Below are 26,585 nucleotides of genomic sequence, written 5' to 3' on the forward strand. Positions count from 1 at the left end.
ACTTTGGAGTTACGGAGCAATGAGGGATGAACCCAATTAACAGCAATTCCTGCATAAACAGAGCCTCACCGACACCTGTGCAACCTCAAATGGAGGCAGCATCAACGGGCGTCAGTGCGGGCAGGGACGTTACTCTGTATCACAACAATAACTCTCCGTTTTTAGATTTGCCCGAATTAACTCATTTGCAAATTATTCGCTGCCTGGGTTTTCGAGAGATTACCCGTTTAGCAAAGGTATGCCGATATTTTCGCAATCTTGTTAAACAGGTTAACGCTTTAGGAAGAGCATGGAATCGCCGGTTTCCTTCATCCCATCTATATCAACTAAAGACCAGCATTAAAACAAAAGATGAGCAACAACTCCGTGACTGGTTAGAGCCATTTGCTAATAAGGGCACTATAGAGCCCCTCATTGAACAACGTAAGAATACTTATTTTCCTGTTCAGTTACTTTTCACCAACAGTAAACTGATGTCGCTATGTAAAGAATTTGAGTCAGTGGAAAAAGCCGAAATTACCCGTGGTGATATTGTCTACAATGCCAGTTTCAGCTCCGATGGCCAGCATCTGGTCACTGCCAGTCGTGATAATACAGCGAAAATCTTTGCTAAGGAGGACAATGGCTCATGGAAACCAAAAAACATCATTTCCCATAATGGTCGGTTCTACATCGTCACATTCAGCCCAGATAGCCGCAATCTGGTGGTCGCCAGTCGTAACAAGGGGGAAATTTATGGCCGGGAGGACAATGGCTCATGGAAACCAAAAGCCACCATTTCTGGCAATGGTCTGGTCAAATTTGCCAGATTCACTGCTGATGGACGCCAAATGTTGACCGCCAGCACCGATAAAACGCTGAGAATCTATGGTCTGGAGACTGATACATCATGGCAAGAAAAATACACTAATTACCATAATGATTCGATCAAATTTGCCCAGCTAAACGACGATGGTCGTTATTTATTGATCCTCAGCGTATCTGGCATTGTCACACTCTATGGTCAGAAGGACAATGGCTCATGGAAAGCAGAAGCCACCATGATTCATAACGGTGAGCTCATATTGCCCAGATTCAGTCCCAATTGCCGTCATCTGATGATCAGTGGTAAAGACAACACTGTGGAAATCTATGGTCAGGAAGCCAATGGGTCATGGGAAATAAATACCACCATGACTCATGATGTTCCTGTCCACTCAGCTCGTTTCAGTGCCGATGGACGCCATCTGATAACCAAAGGTGTCCTTAAGACGCTTAAAATATGTGACCTGCAGGACGATGGTTCATGGCAAGAAACAGTCACGATTTTTAATACGGGTGTCTTCTCAACCAGATTCAGTGCCAATGGCGGCCGCCTGCTGACCATCTCTAATAATACGATGAAAATCTATGGCCTGGAGCCCCCCGGATCATGGGTAAAGGAAGCCATCTTTTCTCACAAAATCGACAACATCTCAGCCGACTTCAGTGCCGATGGCCTCCGTTTGGTGACCACCGTCGACAATAAAAAGGCAAGAATCTATGGCCGGAAGGCTGATGGATCATGGGAAAAACAAGCCACTATTGTCCACAAAGGTTACGTCTGTTCAGCCACCTTCAGTGCCGACGGTTGCCTTGTAGTGACCGCCAGTTGCGATCACACGGCGAAAGTTTATGGCTTGTGGACCGATGGTTCATGGGTAGAAAAAGCCACCATTCGACACGAGTTTTCTGTCGAATCAGCCAACTTCAGCGCCGATAGCCGACATGTGTTGACTGTCAGCGCAGATAACAAGGTGACAATCACTGAACTTCGGAAAAAAGATTGATGATCGAATGAGCGTATTTTTGCTTACGCAATGTTTTGAACTTCCATTGTAAAACCGAGTCTAACGGATCAAATCCATTTTAAATGTCCCCTTTAACTGTGGATAAAGACTGACTTTGGAACTACGGAGCAATCAGGGATGAACCCAATTAACAGCCATTCCGGGATACAGGAACCACACCCGCCAACACCCAAGCGAAATCGACTGAAGGAAGCTGCAACCGTTGTCTGTAAAGGCAGGGACGTTACTCCTTATTACGACAATAACTCTCCGCTTTTAGATTTGCCGGAATTAACACAGTTAAAGATTATTCGCTGTTTGGGTTTGCGAGAGATTACCCGTTTAGCAAAAGTATGCCGATATTTTCGCAATCTTGTTAAACACCATAACGCTTTGGGAAGAGCATGGAATCGCCGGTTTCCTTCACCACATCCTCTATATCAACTAAAGGCTGCCATTAAGACAAAAGATGAGCAACAGCTCCGTGATTGGTTGGCGCCTTTTGCTAATAAGGGCACTGTCGAGTCGCTCATTGAACACCGAAAGAATATTCATTTCCCTGTCCAGTTACTTTTCACCAACAGTCAATTAATGTCTCTGTGCAGAGAATTTAAGTTAGTGGAAACGCTCGAAATTACCCATAGTGGTCGAGTCTATGAAGCCAGTTTCAGCCCCGATGGCCAGCATCTGGTAACCGCCAGTAGCGATCACACGGCAAAAATCTACTGCTGGGAGGCCAATGGATCATGGGAAGAAAAAGCCACCATTACCCATAATCGTGTGGTCTTGTCAGCCAGCTTCAGCCCCGATGGCCGTTACATGGTCACCGTCTGTCGCGATGGCACAGGGAAAATCTATGGTCTGGATGATCATAGATCCTGGGAAGAAAAGGCCTGCATTTCCCATAAGAATTTCCTCAATTCAGCCACTTTCAGTGCTGATAGCCGCCTTGTGGTGACCCACAGTTCCTATAACACGGTGAAACTCGTTGGTCGAAGGGGCAATGGGTCATGGGAAGTAGAGGAGACTTTTTATAGAAATTGGATCACTTCGGCCAAGCTCAGCCCCGATGGCCGTCACATGATAATTCTTAATTCAATGGATCACGTTGTAGAAATTCATGGCCAGTTGGCTGCGGGATTGTGGGAAGTAACATCTACCATCCAACTAAAGGCCCCTGTCTTCCTGGCCAACTTCAGTGTCGATAGCTGCCATCTGGTCCTCAGCACTCATCGTAATCACGCGACAATAATCTATAACCTGCAGGCTGATGGATCGTGGAAAGAAGTGGGCACGATAAAACATGATGAGTTGATCAAATCAGCCAACTTCAGCGCCAACTGCCGCCATGTGGTGACCGCCTGTAATGATGGTAAGGCGAAAATCCATAGCCAGAGTGCTGGATCTTGGGAAGAAAAAGCCTGCATTGAACACCCTGAGGAGGTCACCTCAACCAACTTCAGTGCCGATTGCCAGCATGTGGTGACCACCAGTGATGCCATAGCGAAAATCAGCAGCCTGCAGGCCGATGGATCATGGGCACTAAAAGCCCGCATTGTCCATCCGGGTGAGGTCGTCTCAGCCACCTTCAGTGCCGATGCTTGCCATGTGTTGACCGCCAGTGTCGATGGTGTAGTGAAAATTTATGGTCTCGAGACCAACGGGTCATGGCTGAAAAAAGCCGTCATTCAAAAAGAGACAGAACTCACCGCAGCCAGTTTTAGCCCCGACAGCCGAAATGTGATGACCGTCTGTAAAGATAACACGGTGAGAATCACTGAACTTCGGAAGAAGAATTGATAATCGAATGATTGCTAAGTACCTGGCCAGTTGGTTTCGCATATTCTGGCGAGTGGATTTTTTCATCCTTCAAGGTGCAACGACGGGCGCGTAGCCATAGCTACGCAACCAGAGTTGGAACGCAGAAGGGTGGAAAAAGCCGCCGTCAAGAATATGCGAAACCAACTGGTTAGGTACTTATTAGTTCCACTGACCTCAATCTTTTTTGAACTTCCACTATAAAACCGACTCCAACAGATTGAATGCTTTTTAAATAACCTTTCCAGGCGAGAATAAAGACCGACTTTGGAGCTACGGAGTAATGAGGGATGAACCCAATTAACAGCCATTCCGGGATACACGAATCACTCCCGCCAACACCTGTGCAGCATCAACTGGAGGAAGCACCAACGGGTGTCAGTGCAGGTAGGGACGTTACTCTATATCACAACAATAACTCTCCGATTTTAGCTTTGCCCGAATTAACACAGTTAAAGATTATTCGATGCCTGGATTTTCGAGAGATTACCCGTTTAGCCAAGGTATGCCGATATTTTCGCGATTTTGTTAAACAAAACAGAGCTCTGGAAAGTGCATGGGATCGCCGGTTTCCTTCACCACATCTTTATCAACTAAAGGCCGCAATTAAGACAAAAGACGAGCAACAGCTCCGTGATTGGTTGCAGACGTTTGCAAATTCAGAAACTATCGAGTCACTCATTAAACAAAGAAAGAGTTCTTATTTTCCTGTTCAGTTACTTTTCAGCAACAGTAAACTGATGTCTGAATGTAAAAAATTCAAGTTAGTGGAAAAAGCCAAAATTACTCATTCCTTCAATTTAAGCACAGCCACCTTCAGCGTCGATGGCCTCGGTGTGTTGACTGCCAACGAGCTCAAGCGATCTGTTCTTCACACAAATACACCCTGCGTACATTTCTCGGAAATTTTTTGTTAGCCATTATTACACATTTGTTAGCAATTATTTGGTACTAGAAAGATCTTTAGGGCTATGTTTTGCTAATGTGAGCATTTTAGATTCTTAACAGCCTAATAAGGGAAAAGGGAAAAGGGAAAAGGGAAAAGGGCATGTATCAAGTAGTAAAACCAATTGTACCGCCAGGGGCACATATTCTAACGCAGTCCAAAATGGAGCAAGAGAGTCCATCTGTAAAAAAGGATGATATAAAGTATCTTCCTTGCGCAGTAGAACACACAGGAAATTATTTTGGGACTAAGGATCTTTCATCAAGATGCATTTCTCCGGTTATGAACGAAAAAGACAATGATGATTTCTACGTCCACCTTGCGAAAAACATCGTCTTCACTCTCGACCGAACTTATTTTGATTCAATCGATGAATTATCCTGGAGAAATATCGCTGATAGTTTAAAGTTTTCAGGCATAGATACATTAGAGAAAGCTACTGCTATGGATTTGAAGGTATGTCCTCCATGTCCAGTATTTCATACATGGGCAGCGCTGCATGGCACCACCATATTTGATGGCAAAAATAATCCTGAAAGATTTAACGGATTGAATTATGTCCAAAGAATATTGAAAGAAGGAACCGAACTCAGTAAAAATGATATCCCACTGTTTATAGTATTTTCTGACAAGGCGCTTAAAGAATCCCAAATCAATGAGATGAAAGCCAGTTTCAAAGATCATGATAATATCTTATGTATCTCTCTTGAAACAGACCTGCAGTTAAAATTTCCCAAGGAATTAGATTGGCATACTGCATATATGGGTTTCATGTTTATGGATTGCATCAGAATTGTTGTATCTCAACACATTACCAAGACTATAAACTTTTGTATAGATAAGGCTAAATCTGAAAACAAAATTAATCTGGCTAATCGTTTTGAAAAACTCGGAACCAATTTTTTGTTTTATTCAGACATTGATAATCAATGGCTATCGAAACCACCTTATATAATAGCTAGCCATGGCATGTTTACTCAACCAACATTGTCAGAGACCCTGCCACTCTACGGTATAAAAGATTGCGATGCAGATAAATTATTTGATGATGATAAATCGATTTTAACCAGACACAGGTCGTTTTTCTCTGACTTTCCTTACCATAATACAGGTAGAACAGTAACATGGTCTTCAGACAAAGCGAAAAATCTATTTGACTATATTTTAAGTGGTGAAGCAGAATCTAATTTTAAACATCTATCAAATCAGATTGCACATATTTCATCTAAATTCAATTATCTATTACGCATTGACAAAGGAGTTTCCTGGAAAGGTGATAATAGTTGTTTTTTTGTAGCAGATCATTCTAAAGACGTTTTTTATAGGGGCGCTTCAAAGAGAGTCAGCGTTATAGACCTCCATGAAAAGCCAGATGGTAAATGTGCTAATCCAGACCCATATTACAGAGAAGCACACAGTCTCGTTGGAATGCAATTACTCAAGTATTATTCTCATGGACATGATTTCACTTGGTGGCATTAAGCATTCAAGCAGGAGACCTCTACCTGGTTGTTTTGATCAGATTTTAACGGATCGGCCCCGAAATTTTCTTTCCAAATTCGTGAAATCAGCTCTTTGATCTATTGGCGCTCTGCGGTAAAGATTTCACTGTGACACTCCCAGCCCTGTCGAGGGTGTCGCAAAAGGTCAATTAAAACGCTTCAAGCTTCAAACCGTCATCTCCGCGAAGGCGGAGATCCACTGCTCGTGGTGGGTTCCCGCCTGCGCGGGAACGACGATCTTGATATATCCTGCTGACCATACCCTTTTGCGACACCCTCTGTCAGGCAAGGGTTTACGGCGATTTTGCTAACTTTGGGGTTTTGAATGAGTCAGGCGTGAACCCTCTGAACAACAATTACAACAATGAGGGTTCACTCCCGCCACCACCCAAGGGAGCTCACTGGAGGAAGGCGCAACGGGCGTCTGTGCAAGCAGGGACGTCAATGTCTATAACCAATCGCCATTCCTCCGTTTACCCTACGAAACAAAATCGTTGATTATTCGCTATTTGGGTTTTCGAGAGATTACCCGTTTAGCAAAGGTATGCCGATATTTTCACGATCTTGTTAGACAAACACCGCCGTGCCGATTGCCAGCATTGGTTGACCATCGGTGCTGATGCCACAGCGAAAATCCATAGCCTGCAAACCGATGGCTCATGGCAACCGAAAGCCAACATCGTCCATCAGAATAAGATCCTCTCAACTGCCTTCAGTCCCGACGCTTGCCATCTGGTGACCACCAGTGACGATGGTATGGTGAGAATTCTTGGCCAGCAGGCCAATGGATCATGGCTGCAAAAAACAGCCGTTCGCAACAGAATACGATTCACCAAAGCCAGCTTCAGCGCCGATAGCCGAAATGTGGTGGCCATCAGTCATGAATGCCCGCTGAGAATCACTGAACTATGGAAGAAAGATTGATGATCGAATGAGCGTATTTTTGCTTAGTCCAAGTGACTGCAATGTTTTGAACTTTCATTGTAGAACCGAGTCCAACGGATTAAATCCATTTTAAATGTCGCTTTTAACTGTGGAGAAAGACTGACTTTGGAGCTAAGGAGCAATCAGGGATGATCCCAATTAACAGCCATTCCGGGATACAGGAACCACTCCCGCCAACACCCAAGCGAAATCGACTGAAGGAAGCTGCAACGGTTGTCTGTACCGGTAGGGACGTTACGCCTTATTACAACACTAACTCTCCGCTTTTAGATTTGCCGGAATTAATACAGTTAAAGATTATCCGCTGTTTGGGTTTGCGAGAGATTACCCGTTTAGCAAAAGTATGCCGATATTTTCGAAATCTTGTTAAACAAAATAACGCTTTGGGAAGAGCATGGAATCGCCGGTTTCCTTCACCACATCTAGATCAACTAAAGGCTGCCATTAAGACAAAAGATGAGCAACAGCTCCGTGATTGGTTGGCGCCTTTTGCTAATAAGGGCACTGTCGAGTCGCTCATTGAACACCGAAAGAATATTCATTTCCCTGTTCAGTTACTTTTCACCAACAGTCAATTAATGTCTCTGTGCAGAGAATTTGAGTTAGTGGAAACGCTCGAAATTACCCATGGTGCTGGAGTCAATGAAGCCAGTTTCAGCCCCGATGGCCGGCATCTGGTAACCGCCAGTAGCGATCACACAGCGAAAATCTACTGCTGGGAGGCCAATGGATCATGGCAAGAAAAAGCCACCATTACCCATGATCGTTTGGTCTTGTCAGCCAGCTTCAGCCCCGATGGCCACTATCTGGTCTCTGTCTGTCAGGATGGCACAGCGAAAATCTATGGTCTGGAGGACAACGGATCCTGGGAAGAAAAGGCCTGCATTTCCCATAAGAATTACCTCAATTCAGCCACTTTCAGTGCTGATAGCCGCCGTGTGGTGACCCACAGTTCCTATAACACGGTGAAAATCATTGCTCGGAGGGACAATGGATCATGGGAAGTAAAGGAGTTTTGTCATGGAAATCAAATCTATTCGCCCAAGCTCAGCCCCGATGGCCGTCACATGGCAATTCTTCATATTATGGATAATGTTGTAGAAATTCATGGCCAGCTGGCCGAGGGATTATGGGTAGTAACATCCATTATTCAACCAGAGGCCAATGCTTTCCAGGCCAACTTCAGCGCCGATAGCTGCCATCTGGTCCTCAGCACTTATAGTAATCACGCGGCAATAATCTTTAACCTGCAGGCTGATGGATCGTGGAAAGAAATGGACACGATAAAACATGATGAGTTGATCAAATCAGCCAACTTCAGCGCCGACTGCCGCCATGTGTTGACCGTCTATAAAGGTGGTATGGTGAAAATCCATAGCCAGAACGCTGGATCATGGGGAGAAAAAGCCCGCGTTGAACACTCTGAGGAGGTCATCTCAGCGAGCTTCAGTGCCGATTGCCAGCATGTGGTGACCACCAGTGATGCCATGGCGAAAATCAGCAGCCTGCAGGCCGATGGATCATGGGCACTAAAAGCCCGCATTGTCCATCAGGATGAGGTCGTCTCAGCCACCTTCAGTGCCGATGCTTGCCATGTGTTGACCGCCAGTATCGATGGTGTAGTGAAAATTTATGGTCTGGAGATTAGTGAGTCATGGCTGCAAAAAGCCGTCATTCAAAAAGGGACAGAACTCACCGCAGCCAGTTTCAGCCCCGATAGCCGGAATGTGATGACCCTGGGTGATTATAAAAAGGTAAGAATCACTGAACTTCGGAAGAAGAATTGATGATCGAATGATGGGTATTAGTTCCACTGACCTCAATCTTTTTTGAACTTCCACTATAAAAGCGACTCCAACAGATTGAATGCTTTTTAAATAACCTTTCCAGGCGAGAATAAAGACCGACTTTGGAGCTACGGAGTAATGAGGGATGAACCCAATTAACAGCCATTCCGGGATACACGAATCACTCCCGCCAACACCTGTGCAGCATCAACTGGAGGAAGCACCAACGGGTGTCAGTGCAGGTAGGGACGTTACTCTATATCACAACAATAACTCTCCGATTTTAGCTTTGCCCGAATTAACACAGTTAAAGATTATTCGATGCCTGGATTTTCGAGAGATTACCCGTTTAGCCAAGGTATGCCGATATTTTCGCGATTTTGTTAAACAAAACAGAGCTCTGGAAAGTGCATGGGATCGCCGGTTTCCTTCACCACATCTTTATCAACTAAAGGCCGCAATTAAGACAAAAGACGAGCAACAGCTCCGTGATTGGTTGCAGACGTTTGCAAATTCAGAAACTATCGAGTCACTCATTAAACAAAGAAAGAGTTCTTATTTTCCTGTTCAGTTACTTTTCAGCAACAGTAAACTGATGTCTGAATGTAAAAAATTCAAGTTAGTGGAAAAAGCCAAAATTACTCATTCCTTCTATGTCAAAACAACCACCTTCAGCGCCGATGGTTGCCATCTGGTCACCGTCGGTGGGGATAAAAGGGCGAAAATCTTCGGCCAGAAGACCGATGGATCATGGGAACCAAAAGGCATCATTTCCCACAGTGATTACCTCTACTCAGCCCGCTTCAGTCCCAATGGTCGTCATTTGGTGACCGCCGGTTGGGATGGCCAGGCGAAAATATATGGTCAGGAGGATGATGGATCATGGAAAGAGAAAGCCATCCTTTCCCATATTGGTCCGGCCTATTCAGCCACCTTCAGTGCTGATGGCCGCCGTGTGGTGACTGCCAGTGCTTACAGGACGAAAATCTTTATTCAGGGGGACGATGGATCATGGGCATTAGAGAGTACTATTGAACGTGGTAGTACGGTCTCTTCGACCGTAATCAGCTCCAATGGCCATCATCTGGCGCTCTGCAGTCAAGATTACTCTGTAAAAATCTATGCTCGGGGGCCCGCTGGATCATGGGTAGAAAAAGCCAGCATTCAGCACAGTTCCGGAATCAAATCCGCCAACTTCAGCGCCAATAGCCTCCATGTGGTGACCGTCAGTAGGGACAGTACGGCAAAAATCAGTGGCCTGCAGGCCGATGGATTATGGAAAACAGCAGCCACGATTTATCATAATCATCGGGTCTCAGCCACCTTCAGCGCCGATAGCTGCCATCTGGTGACCGCCAGTCGGGGCGGCAAGGCGAAAATCCATAGCAAGACGGCCGATTCATCATGGCAAGAAAAAGCCTGCATTTCCCACACCGAAGAGATCACCAAAGCCAACTTCAGTGCCGATTGCCGCCATCTGGTGACCAGCAGCAGGGATAACACGGTAAAAATCAGTACCCTGCAGGCCGATGGATCATGGCAAGAAGAGGCCATCATCATTATCCATCAGAACAGCGTCACCTCAGCTACCTTCAGTGCCGATGGCTGTCATATGGTAACTACCAGCCTGGATGGTACAGCGAAAATATGTGGCCAGGAGGCCGACGGGTCATGGCAGGAAAAAGCCACCATTCAACACGAAAGTCAGGTCAAGTCAGCCGCTTTCAGCGCCGATAGCCGACTTGTGGTGACGGTTACTCTTTACACAGCAAAAATCACTGAACTATGCAAGGACGATGATGATCCAATGGGTCTGACCCAACCTCAGCCTGAGGTTAGTTGTCTCCTCTTTTGATGTAGGGGCGTATGCGCGGCAGGTAGTCCAGTTCCATAGTCTATGATGTCCTTTCAAGAAATGAAAAGGTGAAATCAATGAATAAAAATCAGCGTGATTGTTTGTCTAAGATGTGGTTTGATCTGGTCAAGGTGCCCTTAGCTCTGTGTATCCTGGGTCCTTTGGTATCAGAAAGTGACCTGTTTTGGGAAATAGAACTGTTCGGTGCTGCGCTGATTATTTTCTTTGTTTATGTTGGCTTTCTGACACTCCCCGCCCTATCGGGCGAGGGTTCTTAGATCGCTCCAAGGGAGAAAAGTTATGACACCCAGCGATATGTATCTGCTCATGACCCTTTTTGTGGTCATTATTGCCATACCGGTCATTATCTGGATCAAGCATGAAAACAAAAAGCATTAACCCTGAACCACATCCCCCTGAAGCTGCTGCCTGAAAATCAGGTCCACATTCCATTTCCGTTGCGGGTCATTAGCGAACATTTTCAGATAGCTTTGTGCCTGCATCAGATTTTCTTCCGTTTCTCCGTCCGAAATGTAGGCACGGAACATCAAGTAATTGATTACCGGGTTCAGCCAGACGGTATCCAGTTCCATGTCGGTAGGATCGTTTCCAAAGTCGGTAATGGTGACCGGAACCGGTGTTCGGTTGATCATAATATTGATGATGTGATTGGCCGCTGGCACTGGGTAGACGTAAAACACGCCGGGGCTTTTCTCGTCGTAGATAAACCGTTCCACATTCGTTCCGGTGGTGACAGACCAGTTGGCTATTAATGAATCCAGTGACTCACGGGTAGTTTTAGTGACCGATCTGCCGGTATTTTCGTTGTCGATGATATCCATTAACCGTTAGGCTTCAATGGGTACACTCTGCCTTGCCTTGGCCTGACAGTTAAAATTAGTCACCTGCGAATAGGTATCAGGGCGGTTCTGCACCACGGCCAGCTGAGCTCCGTCTTTGTCGCAAGGGAACAAGTCTTTGTTCACTTGCTTGATCCATGACCTTGAAAAAATTTCACGGATCAGGGCTCTGTTTTTTTCCTGGTTTCACTGACCCCAATATTTTGAACTTCCATTACAAAACCGACTCTAACAGATCAAATCAACTTTAGATGTCTTTTTAAGGCACGGGTAAGTACTGACTTTTGAACTCAGGAGGGGCCAGACATGAACCCTTTGAACAACAATTCCGGCCATGACGATTTACTCCCGCCAGAACCCAAGCGACCTAGACTGGAGGAAACAGCAACGAGTGTCTGTGTCGGCAGAGACATTAATGTATATTACCAAAACCAATCGCCATTGCTTTGTTTACCCTACGAAACAAAATCGATGATTATTCGCTATTTGGGTCTTCGCGAGATTACCCGTTTGGCAAGGGTATGCAGGTACCTTCGCGATTTTGTTGAAACCGATAAAGCACTGGAAAGAGGGTGGTATCAACGGTTTCCTTCACCTCACCAAGATCAACTAAAGGCCACGATAACGAAAAAAAATGAGCAACAACTCCGTGCCTGGTTAAAGCCGTTTGTGGATAAGGACACTGTCGAGTCACTTTTAAAACAACGAGAAAGTACTTACTTTCCTGTTCAGCTCCTTTTCATCAACAGCAAACTGATGTCTCAATGTAAACTATTCAGCCCAGTGGAAAAACTCGAAATTGCCCATTCCAGCAATGTCTGCACCGCCACCTTCAGCACCGATGGCCGTCACCTGGTAACCGCCAGTTATGATGGAACAGCAAAAATCTTCGGCCTGGAGACCCATGGATCATGGGAATCAAAAGGCACCATCTCCCATAATAATTGGGTCACATCAGCCAGCTTCAGTCTCGATGGCCGTCATGTGGTGACTGCCAGTAAAGATCACACGGCGAAAATCTTTGGTCAGCAGGATGATGGATCATGGGAAGAAAAAGTCATTATTACCCATATTGATCAGATCAGTTCAGCCAGCTTCAGTACTGATGGGCGCCGCGTGGTGACTGCCAGTCTGGATCATACGGTGAAAATCTTTGCTCAGGGGAGCGATGGATCATGGCAACCGGAGGGCATTATTGACCACAGTAGTCAGGTCTGTTCGGCCATGCTCAGCGCCAATGGCCATCATCTAGTGATTTGCGATGCAGATTATGCTGTAAAAATCTACGCTCAGGGGGTCGCTGGATCATGGGTAGAAAAAGCCACCATTCAACACAAGAAAGCAATCTCCTCAGCAGACTTCAGCGCCGATAGCTGCTATCTGGTAACCTCCAGTTTTGATTGCACGGCAAGAATCTGTGGCCTGCAGGCCGATGGATCATGGAAAGAAATAACTGCGATTCATCATGGCGACGTGATCTGCTCAGCCAACTTCAGCGCCGATTGCCGTCATGTGGTGACCGCCAGTTGGGATGGCAGTGCAAAAATCTATAGCCAGAATGTCGATTCATCATGGCAAGAAAAAGCCCGCATTTTTCACACCAGGGAAGTCAACTCAGCCAACTTCAGCGCCGATTGCCTCCAAGTGGCGACCGCCAGTAATGACAACACGGCAAAAATCAATGGCCTGCAGGCCGATGGATCATGGCAGGAAGAAGCCTGTATCACCCATAGCGGGAGTGTCTTCTCAGCCGACTTCAGTGCCGATGGTTGTCATATGGTAACCGCCAGTTTGGATCGCACAGCGAAAATTTGTGGCCAGCAGGCCGACGGATCATGGCTGGAAAAAGCCACCCTCCAACACGAGGATGAAGATGCAGTCCACCAGGCCACTTTCAGTGCCGATAGCCGACATGTGGTAACCGTCACCGAGTACACAGCGAAAATTACTGAACTATTGAAGAACGATCAATGATCGAATGAGCGTATTTTTGCTTGGCTCCACTGACCTCAATCTTTTTTGAACTACCACTATAAAACTGAGTCGAACAGATAGAATCCATTTAAAATATCCTTTCCAGGCGAGGATAAAGACTGATTTTGGAGCTACGGAGCAATCAGGGATGAACCCTATCACCAGCAATTCAGAGATACACAAATCACTTTCACCAAGACCTTTGCAACCTCAGCTTGAGGAAGCATCAACGGGTGTCAGTGCAGGTAGGGACGTTGCTTTATATCACAACAATAACTCTCCGATTTTAGCTTTGCCCGAATTAACACAGTTAAAGATTATTCGCTGTCTGGGTTTTCGAGAGATTATCCGTTTAGCAAAGGTATGCCGATATTTTCGCGATTTTGTTAAACAAAACAGAGCTCTGGAAAGAGCGTGGGATCGCCGGTTTCCTTCACCACACCTATATCAACTAAAGGCCGCAATTAAGACAAAAGACGAGCAACAGCTCCGTGATTGGTTGCAGACGTTTGCGAATTCAGAAACTATCGATTCACTCATAAAACAACGAAAGAGCTCTTATTTTCCTGTTCAGTTACTTTTCAGCAACAGTAAACTGATGTCTGAATGTAAAAAATTCAAGTTAGCGGAAAAAGCCAAAATTACCCATTCCTTCCATTTCAACACAGCCACCTTCAGCGCCGATGGCCGCCATCTAGTCATCGTCGGTGAGGATAAAACAGTGAAAATCTTCGGCCAGAAGACTGATGGATCATGGGAGCTAAAAGGCATCATTTCCCAAAGTGATAACGTCTACTCAGCCAGCTTCAGTCCCAATGGTCGTCATTTGGCGACCGTCAGTTCGGATTGCCAGGCGAAAATATATGGCCAGGAGGATGATGGATCATGGAAAGAGAAAGCCATCCTTCCTCATATTGGTCCGGTCTATTCAGTCACTTTCAGTGCTGATGACCGCCGTATGGTGACTGCCAATGCTCATAGGACGAAAATCTTTAGTCAGGGGGACGATGGATCTTGGGCATTAGAGAGTACTATTGAACGTGGTAGTTCGGTCTCTTCGTCCGTAATCAGCTGCAATGGCCATCATCTGGCGCTCTGCAGTAAAGATTGCTCTGTAAAAATCTACGCTCAGGGGCCCGCAGGATCATGGGTAGAAAAAGCCAGCATTCAGCACAGTTTCAAAATCAAATCCGCCAACTTCAGCGCCGATAGCCTCCATGTGGTGACCGTCAGTGATGACAGAACGGCAATAATCAGTGGCCTACAGGCCGATGGATCATGGAAAAAAGCAGCCACGATTTATCATAATCATTGGCGCTTCTCAGTCACCTTCAGCGCCGATAGCTGCCATCTGGTGGCCGCCAGTCGGGGCGGCAAGGCGAAAATCCACAGCAAGACGGCCGATTCATCATGGCAAGAAAAAGCCTGCATTTCCCACACCGGAGAGATCACCTCAGCCAACTTCAGTGCCGATTGCCGCCATCTGGTGACCGGCAGCAAGGATAACACGGTAAAAATCAGTACCCTGCAGGCTGATGGATCATGGCAAGAAGAGGCCATCATCATTATCCATCAGAACAGCGTCACCTCAGCTACCTTCAGTGCCGATGGCTGTCATATGGTAACTACCAGCCTGGATGGTACAGCGAAAATATGTGGCCAGGAGGCCGACGGGTCATGGCAGGAAAAAGCCACCATTCAACACGAAAGTCAGGTCAAATCAGCCGCTTTCAGCGCCGATAGCCGACTTGTGGTGACGGTTACTTCTTACGCGGCAAAAATCACTGAACTATGCAAGGACGATGATGATCCAATGGGTCTGACCCAACCTCAGCCTGAGGTTAGTTGTCTCCTCTTTTGATCCATGACTTTGAAAAATTTTTCTGGATCAGGGCTCTGTTTTTTTCCTGGTTTCACTGACCCCAATATTGTGAACTTTCATCATAAAACTGAGTCTAAGCTGTCGAATCCATTTTGAATGTTTTTTTCCTACAAGGATAAATACCCACTTTGAAGTTTTGAAGGAGTCGGGCATGGGCCCTGTTAACAGCAATTCGGGTATTGACTCGCCAACACATGGACAAGCTTACCTTGAGGAAGTGCCAACGGTTGTCAGTGCAGGCAGGGAGATTAGTGTATACAACCAAAACCAATCGCCATTGCTCCGTTTACCCTACGAAACAAAATCGATGATTATTCGCTATTTGGGTTTTCGCGAGATTACCCGTTTGGCAAAGGTATGCAGGTATCTTCGCGATCTTGTTGAAAACGATAAAGCACAGGAAAGAGCATGGGGTCGCCGGTTTCCTTCACAACACCAATATCAACTAAAAGCCACGATAACGAAAAAAGATGAGCAACAACTCCGTGATTGGTTGGCGCCTTTTGCTAATAAGGACACTACCGAGTCGCTCATTGAACACCGAAAGAATATTCATTTCCCTGTTGAGTTACTTTTCACCAACAGTAAATTGATGTCTCTATGTAAAAAATTCAAGCTAGTGGAAAAAATCAGGATTACTCATGCTGGTCCTGTCTCCGAAGCCACTTTCAGTCCCGATGGCCACTTCCTGGCAACCGCCAGTTTTGATAACACAGCAAAAATCTACCGCCTGGAGGCCAATAGATTATGGGAAGAAAAAGCCACTATTACCCATAGTAGTATGGTCATGTCAGTCAGCTTCAGCCCCGATGGCCGTTATCTGGTCACTGCCTGTCACGATGGCACAGCGAAAATCTGTGGTCTGAAGGATGATGGATCATGGGAAGAAAAAGCCATTATTCACCATATTGATCATGTCAGTTCAGCCAGCTTCAGTGCTGATGGGCGCCGTGTAGTGACTGCCAGTCTGGGTCATACGGTGAAGATCTTTGGTCAGGGGGGCGATGGATCATGGCAACCGGAGGGCATTATTGACCATAGTAGTCCGGTCTGTTCGGCCATGCTCAGCGCCAATGGCCATCATCTGGTGATCTTCGATGAAGATTATGTTGTAAAAATCTACGCCCAGGGGGTCGCTGGATCATGGTTGGAAAAAGCCACTTTTCAACACAAGAAAGCAATCAGCTCAGCCAACTTCAGCGCCGATAGCTGCCATCTGGTAACCGCCAGTTTTGATTGCACGGCGAGAATCTGTGGTCTGCAGGCTGATGGATCATGGCAAGAAATAAAGGTGATTCATCATAGTGACGTGATCGGCTCAGCCACCTTCAGCGCCAATTGCCGTCATGTGGTCACTGCCAGCATGGATGGCAAGGCGAAACTCTATAGCCAGAAGGCCGCTGCATCATGGCAACAAAAAGCCTGCATTTCCCACAACGGAGGGATCAACTCAGCCAACTTCAGCAGCGATTGCCTCCATGTGGTGACCGCCGGTGGTGACAACACGGCAAAAATCAGTGGCCTGCAGGCCGATGGATCATGGCAAGAAGAAGACAGCATTATCCATAAGGAGTGTGTCATCTCAGCCACTTTCAGTGCCGATGGTTGTCATTTGGTCACTGCCAGTGCAGATGGTACAGCGAAAATTTGTGGCCAGGAGGCCGACGGATCATGGCTGGAAAAAGCCACCCTCCAACACGAGGATGAAGGTGCAGTCCAATGGGCCACCTTCAGTGCCGATAGCCGACATGTGGTAACCGTCACCGAGTACGCAGCGAAAATCACTGAGCTATTTTTCCCGGATCAGGGCGCTTCTTTTTCTTATTTCCACTGACCTCAATATTTTGAACTTCCGTCGTGAAAATGACTCTAACAGATCAAATCAACTTTAGATGTCTTTTCCAGGCAGGGGTAAGTAATGACTTTTGAACACAAGAGGAGCCAGACATGAACCCTTTGAACAACAATTCCGGCCGTGACGATTTACTCCCGCCAGCACCCAGGCGACCTCGACTGGAGGAAGCGGCAACAGGTGTCTGTGCAGGCAGAGACGTTAATGTATATCACCAAAATCAATCGCCATTCCTCTGTTTACCCTACGAAACAAAATCGATGATTATTCGCTGTTTGGGTTTTCGCGAGATTACCCGTTTAGCAAAGGTATGCAGGCATCTTCGTGATCTTGTTGATAACGATAAAGCTCTGGAAAGAGCCTGGTTTCGCCGGTTTCCTTCTCAACACCAATATCAACTAAAGACCACGATAAAGAGAAAAGATGAGCAACAACTCTGTGACTGGCTGGCACCGTTTGCGGATAAGGACACTGTCGAGTCACTTTTCAAACAACGAGGAAGTACTTACTTTCCTGTTCAGCTCCTTTTCACCAACAGTAAACTGATGTCTCAATGTAAAAAATTCAAGCTGGCAGAAAAAGCCAAAATTACCCACGCTTCTTATGTCACCACAGCCACCTTCAGCGCCGACAGCCGCCGTGTGATGACCGCCAGTGTGGATCATAAGTTGAAAATCTATGGCCAGGAGAATGGTGGAACCTGGGAAGAAAAAAACACTATTACCCATGATGGTTCAGTCATGTCGGCCAGCTTTAGCACTGATGGCCATCATGTGTCAGCCACCGGTTGTGATAAGACATTCATTATCTACAGTCAGGCGGACAATGGATCCTGGGAAGCAAAAGCCACCATTCCCCATGTTCCCACTGCCAAATCAGTCACCTTCACTGCTGATGGTCGCCGTTTGGTGACTGCCGGTACAGATCACACGGTAAAAATCTTTGGCCAGGGAAACAATGGATCATGGGAATTAGAGGACACCATTGACCATACCACTCCGATCGAATCGGCCAGGTTCAGCGTCGATGAGAGTCTTCTGGCGATCCACGATACACATTTCGTTGTTACAACCTATGGCAAGGGGGCCGCTGGAAAATGGGTGGAGAAAGCCACCCTTCAAGGCACCCATATCGCACTTGCCGATATCAGCGCCGATAGCTGTCACCTGTTAACCAAAGATTCAGGTTACAAGGCAAGTATCTTTAACCTGCAGGCCGATGGATCATGGAAAAAAGCGGTCACGATTTCCCATGATTATATACTCGAAACAGCCACCTTCAGCGCCGATAGCTGCCATGTGGTGACCGCCAGTTGGGATTACAAGGCGAAAATCTATAGCCGCAGAGCCGATTCATCATGGCAAGAAAAAGCCTGCATTACCCACAAGTACGAAGTCATCTCAGCCACCTTCAGTGCCGATTGCCTTCATGTGGTGACTATCAGTAAAGATAACAAGGCAAAAATCAGTGGCCTGCAGGCCGATGGATCATGGCGAAAACAAGCCAGCATTACCCATAAGGAAAAAATCCTCTCAGCCACCTTCAGTGCCGATGGTCGTCTTGTGGTGACCGCCAGTGCAGATGGTACGGCGAGAGTTTTTGGTCTGCAGACCGAAGGGAAGTGGCTGGAAAAAGCCACCATCCGACACGAGAGAGGAGTCCTCTCAGCCGACTTCAGTCCCGATGACCGATATGTGGTGACCATCAGTAATGATTACAGTGCAAGAATCACTGAGCTGCGGAAGGACGATGATGATCAAATGAGCATAACCCACCTCTTGTCTGAGGCTAGTTGCCTCCTCTTTTGATCCATTACCTTGAAAAATTTTCCCGGATCAGGGCTTTTTTTTTCCTCGTTTCTCTGACCCCAATATTGTGAACTTTCATCCTAAAACTGAGTCTAAGTCGTCGAATTCATTTTGAATGTCTTTTTCATACAAAAAAGATAAATACTCACATTGTAGTTTTGAAGGAGCCAGAAATGGGCCCTGTTAACAGCAACTCGGGCATTGACTCGCCGACACCTCGACAACCTCAACTTGGGGAAGCATCAACAGTTGTCAGTGCAGGCAGGGAGGTTAGTGTATACATGCAAAATCAATCGCCATTCCTCTGTTTACCCTACGAAACCAAATCGATGATTATTCGCTGTTTGGGTTTTCGCGAGATTACCCGTTTGGCAAAGGTATGCAGGCATCTTCGCGATCTTGTTGAAAACGATAAAGCTCTGGAAAGAGCCTGGTATCGCCGGTTTCCTCCACGACACCAATATCAACTAAAGGCCATGATAACGGAAAAAGATGAGCAACAACTTCGTGACTGGTTGGCGCCGTTTGCAAATAAGGACACTGTCGAGTCACTTTTAAAACAACGAGAAAGTACTTACTTTCCTGCTCAGCTCCTTTTCACCCGGAGTAAACTGATGTCTCAATGTAAAAAATTCAAGCTGGTAGAAAAAGCCAAAATTCCCCATGCTGGCATCAGCAAAGACACCTTCAGTGGCGTCGGCCGCCGTGTGGTGGCCGCCAGTGAGGATCATAAGTTGAAAATCTATGACCAGGAGAATGGTGGAACCTGGGAAGAAAAAAACACTATTACCCATAATGGTGCAGTCATGTCGGCCAGCTTGAGCTCTGATGGCCGTCATGTTTTAGCCGCCGGTTATGATGCGACAGTCACTATCTACAGTCAGGCGGACAACGGATCCTGGGAAGCAACAGCCAGCATTCCCCATGTTCTCAATGTCAGATCCATCACCTTCACTGCTGATGGCCGACGTTTGATGACTGTCGCTCCAGATCACACGGTGAAATTCTTTGGTCAGGGGGACGATGGATCATGGGAATTAAAGGACATTATTTACCATACCAGTCCGGTCATTTCGGCCAGGTTCAGCGTCGATGAGAGTCTTCTGGCGATCCGCGATATAAATTCCGTTGTTACAATCTACGGCAAGGGGGCCGCTGGATCATGGCTGGAAAAAGCCACCCTTCAAGGCACCCAGGAAGCAATTAAAGATATCAGCGCCGATAACTGCCACCTGTTAACCAGAACAGGTTTGGAGATAAATATTTTTAACCTGCAGGCCGATGGATCATGGAAAAAAGCGGCCACGATTTCTCATGATTATGAACCCATCTCAGCCACCTTCAGCGCCGATAGCTGCCACGTGGTAACCGCCAGTAAGTATTACAAGGCGAAAATCTATAGCCGGAGAGCCGGTTCATCGTGGCAGGAAAAAGCCTGCATTACCCACAATGACGAACTCTTCTCAGCCACCTTCAGTGCCGATTGCCTCCATGTGGCGACCACCAGTGTTGATAAGACGGCAAAAATCCATGGCCTGCAGGCCAATGGATCATGGCGAGAAGAAGCCAACATTAGCCATAAGAGCAGCGTCTCCTCAGCCACCTTCAGTGCAGATGGTTGTCATGTAATAACCACCAGTGTGGATGGTACGGCGAAAATTTATGGCCAGGAGGCCGATGGGTCATGGCTGGAAAAAGCCACCATCCGACACGAGAGACTAATCACCTTAGCCGACTTCAGTCCCGATGACCGATATGTGGTGACCATCAGTAATGATTACAGTGCAAGAATCACTGAGCTGCGGAAGGACGATGATGATCGAATGAGCACAACCCAGCACCTGCTTGAGGCTGGTTGTCTCCTCTTTTGACCCATGACCTTGAAAAATTTAACGGATCAGGGCTCTGTTTTTTTCCTGGTTTCACTGACCTCAATATTGTGAACTTTCATCATAAAACCGAGTCGAATTCATTTTGAATGTCTTTTTCATACAAAGATAAATACCAACTCTGGAGTTTTGAAGGAGCCAGGCATGGGCCCTGTTAACAGCAATTCGGGTATTGACTCGCCAACACATGGACAACCTCAACTTGAGGAAGCATCAACAGTTGTCAGTGCAGGCAGGGAAGTTAGTGTATACCACCAAAATCAATCTCCATTCCTCTGTTTACCCTACGAAACAAAGTCGATGATTATTCGCTATTTGGGTTTTCGCGAGATTACCCGTTTAGCCAGGGTATGCAGACATCTTCGCGACCTTGTTGAAAACGATAAAGCTCTGGAAAGAGCCTGGTATCGCCGGTTTCCTCCACGACACCAATATCAACTAAAGGCCACGATAACGGAAAAAGATGAGCAACAACTTCGCGACTGGTTGGCCCCGTTTGCAGATAAGGACACTGTCGAACCACTTTTAAAACAACGAGAAAGTACTTACTTTCCTGCTCAGCTGCTTTTCACCAACAGTAAACTGATGTCTCAATGTAAAAAATTCAAGCTTGTAGAAAAAACCAAAATTCCCCTTGCTAAAGGTACCAACACAGCCACCTTCAGCGCCGTCAGCCGTCGTGTGTTGGTCGCCAGAGTGGATCATACGTTGAAAATCTATGGCCAGGAGAATGGTGGAACCTGGGAAGAAAAAAATACTATTACCCATAATGGTCCAGTCAGGTCGGCCTGCTTTAGCTCTGATGGCCGTCATGTTTTAGCCACCGGTTATGATAAGACAGTCACTATCTACAGTCAGGCAGACAATGGATCTTGGGAAGCGACAGCCAGCATTCCCCATGTTCTCAATGTCGAATCATTCACCTTCACTGCTGATGGCCGACGTTTGATGACTTTCGGTCCAGATCACACGGTGAAATTCTTTGGTCAGGGGGATAATGGATCTTGGGAATTAAAGGACATTATTTACCATATCAGTCCGGTCATTTCGGCCAGGTTCAGCGTCGATGAGAGTATTCTGGCGATCCGTGATATAAATTCCGTTGTTACAATCTACGGCAAGGGGGCCGCTGGATCATGGGTGGAAAAAGCCACCCTTCAAGGCACCCAGAAAGCAATTAAAGATATCAGCGCCGATAACTGCCACCTGTTAACCAGAACAGGTGTCGAGATAAATATTTTTAACCTGCAGGCCGATGGATCATGGAAAAAAGCGGCCACGATTTCTCATGATTATGAACCCATCTCAGCCACCTTCAGCGCCGATAGTTGCCATGTGGTAACTTCCAGCTGGGATTACAAGGCGAAAATCTATAGCCGGAGAGCCGACTCATCATGGCAAGAAAAAGCCTGCATTACCCACAAGAAAGAAGTCTGCTCAGCCACCTTCAGTGCCGATTGCCTCCATGTGGCGACCACCAGTAATGATAACACGGCAAAAATCCATGGCCTGCAAGCCAATGGATCATGGCGAGAAGAAGCCAACATTAGCCATGAGAGCAGCGTCATCTCAGCCACCTTCAGTGCAGATGGTTGTCATGTAATAACCACCGGTACGGATCGTACGGTGAAAATTTATGGTCAGGAGGCCGATGGATCATGGTTGGAAAAAGCCACCATCCGACACGAGAGAGGAGTCACCTTAGCCAAATTCAGTCCCGATGATCGATATGTGATGACCCTCGGTCTTGATAACAATGCGATAATCACTGAGCTGCGGAAGGACGATGATGATCGAATGAGCATAACCCACCTCTTGTCTGAGGCTAGTTGCCTCCTCTTTTGATCCATTACCTTGAAAAATTTTCCCGGATCAGGGCTCTGTTTTTCCTGGTTTCACTGACCTCAATAGTGTGAACTTTCAGCATAAAACCGAGTCGAATCCATTTTGAATGTCTTTTTCATACAAGGATAAATACCACCTTTGGAGTTTTGAAGGAGTAAGGCATGAGCCCTGTTAACAGCAATTCGGGTATTGACTCGCCAACACATGGACAACCTCAACTTGAGGAAGCATCAACGGTTGTCAGTGCAGGCAGGGAAGTTAGTGTATACCACCAAAATCAATCGCCATTCCTCTGTTTACCCCACGAAACAAAGTCAATGATTATTTGCTATTTGGGTTTTCGCGAGATTACCCGTTTAGCCAAGGTATGCAGGCATCTTCGCGATCTTGTTGAAAACGATAAAGGTCTGGAAAGAGCCTGGTTTCGGCGGTTTCCTTCACAACACCAATATCAACTAAAGGCCATGATAACGAGAAAAGATGAGCAACAACTTCGTGACTGGTTGGCGCCGTTTGCGGATGAGGACACTGTCGAGTCACTTTTAAAACAACGAGAAAGTACTTACTTTCCTGCTCAGCTCCTTTTCACCAACAGTAAACTGATGTCTCAATGTAAAAAATTCAAGCTGGTAGAAAAAGCGGAAATCCCCCTTGCATACGCTCTCAACACAGCCACCTTCAGCGCCGACAGCCTCCGCGTGGTGACCGCCAGTTTGGATCATAAGTTGAAAATCTATGGCCAAAAGAATGGTGGAACCTGGGAAGAAATAAACACTATTATCCATGATCGTCCAGCCAAGTCGGCCAGCTTTAGCTCTGATGGCCGTCATGTATTGGCTACCGGTTATGATAATACATTCACTATCTATGGTCAGGCAGACAATGGATCATGGGAAGCAAAAGCCACCATTCCCCATGTACTTAATGCCAGTTCAGCCACCTTCACCGCTGATGGCCGCCGCTTGGTGACTGGCGGTCCAGATCAGACGGTGAAATTCTTTGTTAAGAGAGACAACGGATCATGGGAATTAGAGGAGACTATTTACCATACCAGTGCGATCGATTCGGCCAGGTTCAACGACGATGAGAGTCTTCTGGCGATCCACGATATACATCTCGTTGTTACAATCTATGGCAAGGGGACCGCTGGATCATGGGTGGAAAAAGCCACCCTTCAAGGCCCCCAGACCGAAATCGCCAATTTCAGCGCCGATAGCTGCCATCTGTTAACCTTCAGTCCAGGTCACAAGGCAGATATCTTTAACCTGCAGGCCGATGGATCATGGAAAAAAGCAGCCTCAATTTATCATGATAATTTGATCATCACAGCCACCTTCAGCGCCGATAGCTGCCATGTGGTGACCGCCAGTTGGGATCACAAGGCGAAAATCTATAGCCGTAGGGCCGATTCATCATGGCAGGAAAAAGCCTGTATATCCCACGCTAGAAACATCAGCTCAGCCACCTTCAGTGCCGATTGCCTCCATGTGGTGACCACCAGTCACGATAATACGGCAAAAATCAGTGGTCTTCAGGCCGATGGATCATGGCAGGAAGAAGCCAGCATTATCCATAAGCGCAATGTCACCTCAGCCTGCTTCAGCGCCGATGGTTGTCATGTGTTAACCGCCAGTGCGGATGGTACGGCGAAATTTTGTGGTCTGCAGGCAGATGGGTCATGGCTGGAAAAAGCCACCATCCAGCACGCAAGAGGAGTCACCTCAGCCAATTTAAGTCCCGATGATCGATACGTGCTGACCGTCAGTGTTGATTACAGTGCGAGAATCACTGAACTGTGGAAGGACGATGATGAACGAATGAGTGTAACCTAACGTCTGCCTGAGGTTAGTTGTCTCCTCTTTTGATCCGTGACCTTGAAAAATTTTCCCGGATCAGGGCTCTGTTTTTCCTGGTTTCACTGACCTCGATATTGTGAACTTTCATCCTAAAACCGAATCAAATGCATTTTGAATGTCTTTTTCATACAAAGATAAATACCAACTTTGGAGTTTTGAAGGAGTAAGACATGAGCCCTGTTAACAGCAATTCGGGTATTGACCCGCCAACACATGGACAAGTTCAACTTGAGGAAACGCCAAAGGCTGTCAGTGCAGGCAGGGAGGTTAGTGTATACAACCAAAATCAATCGCCATTCCTCTGTTTACCCTACGAAACAAAATCGTTGATTATTCGCTATCTGGGTGTTCGCGAGATTACCCGTTTAGCCAAGGTATGCAGGCATCTTCGCGATCTTGTTGAAAACAATAAAGCTCTGGAAAGAGCATGGTTTCGCCGGTTTCCTTCACAACATCAATATCAACTAAAGGCCATGATAGCGAAAAAAGATGAGCAACAACTCCGCGACTGGTTGGCGCCGTTTGCGGATGAAGACACTGTCGAGTCACTTTTAAAACAACGAGAAAGTACTTACTTTCCTGCTCAGCTCCTTTTCACCAACAGTAAACTGATGTCTCAATGTAAAAATTTCAAGCTGGTAGAAAAAGCCGAAATTCCCCATGCTAACTTTATCAACACAGCCAACTTCAGTGCCGACAGTCGGCGTGTGGTGACCGCCAGTTGGGATCATAAGTTGAAAATCTATGGCCAGGAGAATGATGGAACCTGGGAAGAAAAAAACATTATTACCCATAATGGTGCAATCAGGTCGGCCTCATTTAGCTCTGAGGGACGTCATGTGTTAGCCGCCGGTTATGATAAGACACTCACTATCTTCAGTCAGGCGGACAATGGATCCTGGGAAGCAAAAGCCACCATTCCAAATGTTCTTAATTTCAGATCAGCCACCTTCACTGCTGATGGCCGCCGTTTGATGACTGTCGCTCCAGATCACACGGTGAAATTCTTTGGTCAGGGGGACAATGGATCATGGGAATTAGAGGACATTATTTACCATACCAGTCCGGTCAATTCGGCCAGGTTCAGTGTCGATGAGAGTCTTCTGGCGATCCACGATATAAATGCCGTTGTTACAATCTATGGCAAGGGTGCCGGTGGATCATGGGTGGAAAAAGCCACCCTTCAAGGCACCCAGGAAGCAATTAAAGATATCAGCGCCGATAACTGCCACCTGTTAACCAGAACAGGTGTCAAGATAAATATTTTTAACCTGCAGGCCGATGGATCATGGAAAAAAGCAGACACGATTCCTCATGATTTTATACCCACCACAGCCACCTTCAGCGCCGATAGCTACCATGTGGTCACCGCCGCCAGTAGGGATCACAAGGCGAAAATCTATAGCCGGAGGGCTGATTCATCATGGCAAGAAACAGCCTGCATTACCCACAAGGACGAACTCACCTCAGCCAACTTCAGTGCCGATTGCCTCCATGTGGTGACCACCAGTGAGGATGGTACGGCAAAAATCATTGGCCTGCAGGCCAATGGATCATGGCAAGAAGAAGCCAACATTAGCCATAAGAACAGCGTCTACTCAGCCACCTTCAGTGCCGATGGTCGTCTTGTGGTAACCGCCAGTGCCGACGGTACGGCGAAAGTTTTTGGTCTGCAGACCGATGGCGCATGGCTGGAAAAAGCCACCATCCGACACGAGAGAGGACTCATGTCAGTCAACTTCAGTCCCGATGACCGACACGTGATGACCACCACTGATAATTACATTGCGAGAATCACTGAGCTGTGGAAGGACGATGATGATCAAATGAGCACAATCCAGCACCCGCCTGAAGCTGATTGTCTCCTCTTTTGAGCCATGACCTTGAAAAATTTTCCCGGATCAGAGCTCTGCTTTTTCCTGATTTCACTGACCCCAATATTTTGAACTTTCATCCTG

The 26,585-nt window shown here is 46.7% G+C and carries 18 protein-coding genes; 17 read left to right on the plus strand and 1 reads right to left on the minus strand.

Features of this window, described 5'->3' with window-relative positions; all coding sequences use genetic code 11:
* Window positions 1-26: 26 nt before the first annotated feature.
* The 9 genes from ACO6VG_RS05175 (at window position 27) to ACO6VG_RS05215 (ending at window position 10,939) form a co-directional block, all read left to right on the plus strand.
* Window positions 27-1,808 carry an F-box/WD repeat-containing protein gene (locus ACO6VG_RS05175; RefSeq protein WP_422413259.1) on the plus strand — a complete coding sequence of 594 codons (1,782 nt, stop codon included), beginning with the start codon at window positions 27-29 and terminating at the stop codon, window positions 1,806-1,808.
* 138 nt (window positions 1,809-1,946) lie between these two features.
* The gene (locus tag ACO6VG_RS05180) at window positions 1,947-3,608 is read left to right on the plus strand and encodes an F-box protein (protein WP_422472993.1); all 1,662 of its coding nucleotides are present in this window, start codon (window positions 1,947-1,949) and stop codon (window positions 3,606-3,608) included.
* A gap of 308 nt (window positions 3,609-3,916) precedes the next feature.
* On the plus strand, window positions 3,917-4,543 hold the full coding sequence (locus ACO6VG_RS05185; RefSeq protein WP_422135921.1) for an F-box protein: 627 nt from the start codon (window positions 3,917-3,919) through the stop codon (window positions 4,541-4,543).
* A 131-nt stretch (window positions 4,544-4,674) separates the two neighbouring features.
* Window positions 4,675-6,054 (plus strand): hypothetical protein, encoded by a 1,380-nt coding sequence (locus tag ACO6VG_RS05190; protein WP_422135922.1) that lies wholly within the window; start codon window positions 4,675-4,677, stop codon window positions 6,052-6,054.
* Between the two features lie 514 nt (window positions 6,055-6,568).
* Entirely contained in the window at window positions 6,569-6,694 is a 126-nt protein-coding gene (locus ACO6VG_RS05195) for an F-box-like domain-containing protein (protein ID WP_422135923.1), read from the plus strand.
* Window positions 6,639-6,998, plus strand: coding sequence for a hypothetical protein (locus tag ACO6VG_RS05200; protein WP_422135924.1), 360 nt, complete (start codon window positions 6,639-6,641; stop codon window positions 6,996-6,998). The genes ACO6VG_RS05195 and ACO6VG_RS05200 overlap by 56 nt, the downstream gene beginning before the upstream one ends.
* Window positions 6,999-7,147: 149 nt before the next feature.
* A complete protein-coding gene (locus ACO6VG_RS05205; protein ID WP_422472995.1) occupies window positions 7,148-8,806 on the plus strand; it encodes an F-box/WD repeat-containing protein in 1,659 nt (552 codons plus the stop codon).
* A 145-nt stretch (window positions 8,807-8,951) separates the two neighbouring features.
* Window positions 8,952-10,661, plus strand: coding sequence for an F-box protein (locus ACO6VG_RS05210; protein ID WP_422472997.1), 1,710 nt, complete (start codon window positions 8,952-8,954; stop codon window positions 10,659-10,661).
* Between the two features lie 77 nt (window positions 10,662-10,738).
* Window positions 10,739-10,939, plus strand: coding sequence for a hypothetical protein (locus ACO6VG_RS05215; RefSeq protein WP_422135927.1), 201 nt, complete (start codon window positions 10,739-10,741; stop codon window positions 10,937-10,939).
* A gap of 117 nt (window positions 10,940-11,056) precedes the next feature.
* On the opposite strand, the gene ACO6VG_RS05220 is transcribed toward ACO6VG_RS05215, so the two are convergent.
* Complete coding sequence (locus tag ACO6VG_RS05220; RefSeq protein ID WP_422413464.1) at window positions 11,057-11,503, minus strand: DUF6682 family protein; 447 nt, start codon at window positions 11,501-11,503, stop codon at window positions 11,057-11,059.
* A 324-nt stretch (window positions 11,504-11,827) separates the two neighbouring features.
* On the opposite strand from ACO6VG_RS05220, the gene ACO6VG_RS05225 reads away from it, so the two are divergent.
* The 8 genes from ACO6VG_RS05225 to ACO6VG_RS05260 all read left to right on the plus strand — a co-directional run bounded on the left by ACO6VG_RS05225 (window position 11,828) and on the right by ACO6VG_RS05260 (window position 26,501).
* Window positions 11,828-13,495: an F-box/WD repeat-containing protein gene (locus ACO6VG_RS05225; protein WP_422413466.1), complete on the plus strand. Its 1,668-nt coding sequence runs from the start codon at window positions 11,828-11,830 to the stop codon at window positions 13,493-13,495.
* Window positions 13,496-13,643: 148 nt separating this feature from the next.
* On the plus strand, window positions 13,644-15,356 hold the full coding sequence (locus tag ACO6VG_RS05230) for an F-box protein (RefSeq protein WP_422472999.1): 1,713 nt from the start codon (window positions 13,644-13,646) through the stop codon (window positions 15,354-15,356).
* A gap of 172 nt (window positions 15,357-15,528) precedes the next feature.
* The gene (locus tag ACO6VG_RS05235; RefSeq protein ID WP_422473001.1) at window positions 15,529-17,211 is read left to right on the plus strand and encodes an F-box/WD repeat-containing protein; all 1,683 of its coding nucleotides are present in this window, start codon (window positions 15,529-15,531) and stop codon (window positions 17,209-17,211) included.
* 113 nt (window positions 17,212-17,324) lie between these two features.
* Window positions 17,325-19,037 carry an F-box/WD repeat-containing protein gene (locus tag ACO6VG_RS05240; RefSeq protein WP_422473003.1) on the plus strand — a complete coding sequence of 571 codons (1,713 nt, stop codon included), beginning with the start codon at window positions 17,325-17,327 and terminating at the stop codon, window positions 19,035-19,037.
* A 173-nt stretch (window positions 19,038-19,210) separates the two neighbouring features.
* A complete protein-coding gene (locus ACO6VG_RS05245; RefSeq protein WP_422473005.1) occupies window positions 19,211-20,908 on the plus strand; it encodes an F-box/WD repeat-containing protein in 1,698 nt (565 codons plus the stop codon).
* A 162-nt stretch (window positions 20,909-21,070) separates the two neighbouring features.
* On the plus strand, window positions 21,071-22,771 hold the full coding sequence (locus ACO6VG_RS05250; protein WP_422135934.1) for an F-box/WD repeat-containing protein: 1,701 nt from the start codon (window positions 21,071-21,073) through the stop codon (window positions 22,769-22,771).
* Window positions 22,772-22,932: 161 nt separating this feature from the next.
* The gene (locus tag ACO6VG_RS05255; protein ID WP_422473007.1) at window positions 22,933-24,603 is read left to right on the plus strand and encodes an F-box/WD repeat-containing protein; all 1,671 of its coding nucleotides are present in this window, start codon (window positions 22,933-22,935) and stop codon (window positions 24,601-24,603) included.
* A 194-nt stretch (window positions 24,604-24,797) separates the two neighbouring features.
* On the plus strand, window positions 24,798-26,501 hold the full coding sequence (locus ACO6VG_RS05260; RefSeq protein ID WP_422473009.1) for an F-box protein: 1,704 nt from the start codon (window positions 24,798-24,800) through the stop codon (window positions 26,499-26,501).
* Window positions 26,502-26,585 lie beyond the last annotated feature (84 nt).

This window comes from Endozoicomonas sp. ALB032, from assembly GCF_049310125.1.
In the GTDB taxonomy this organism is placed as follows: Bacteria; Pseudomonadota; Gammaproteobacteria; order Pseudomonadales; family Endozoicomonadaceae; genus Endozoicomonas_A.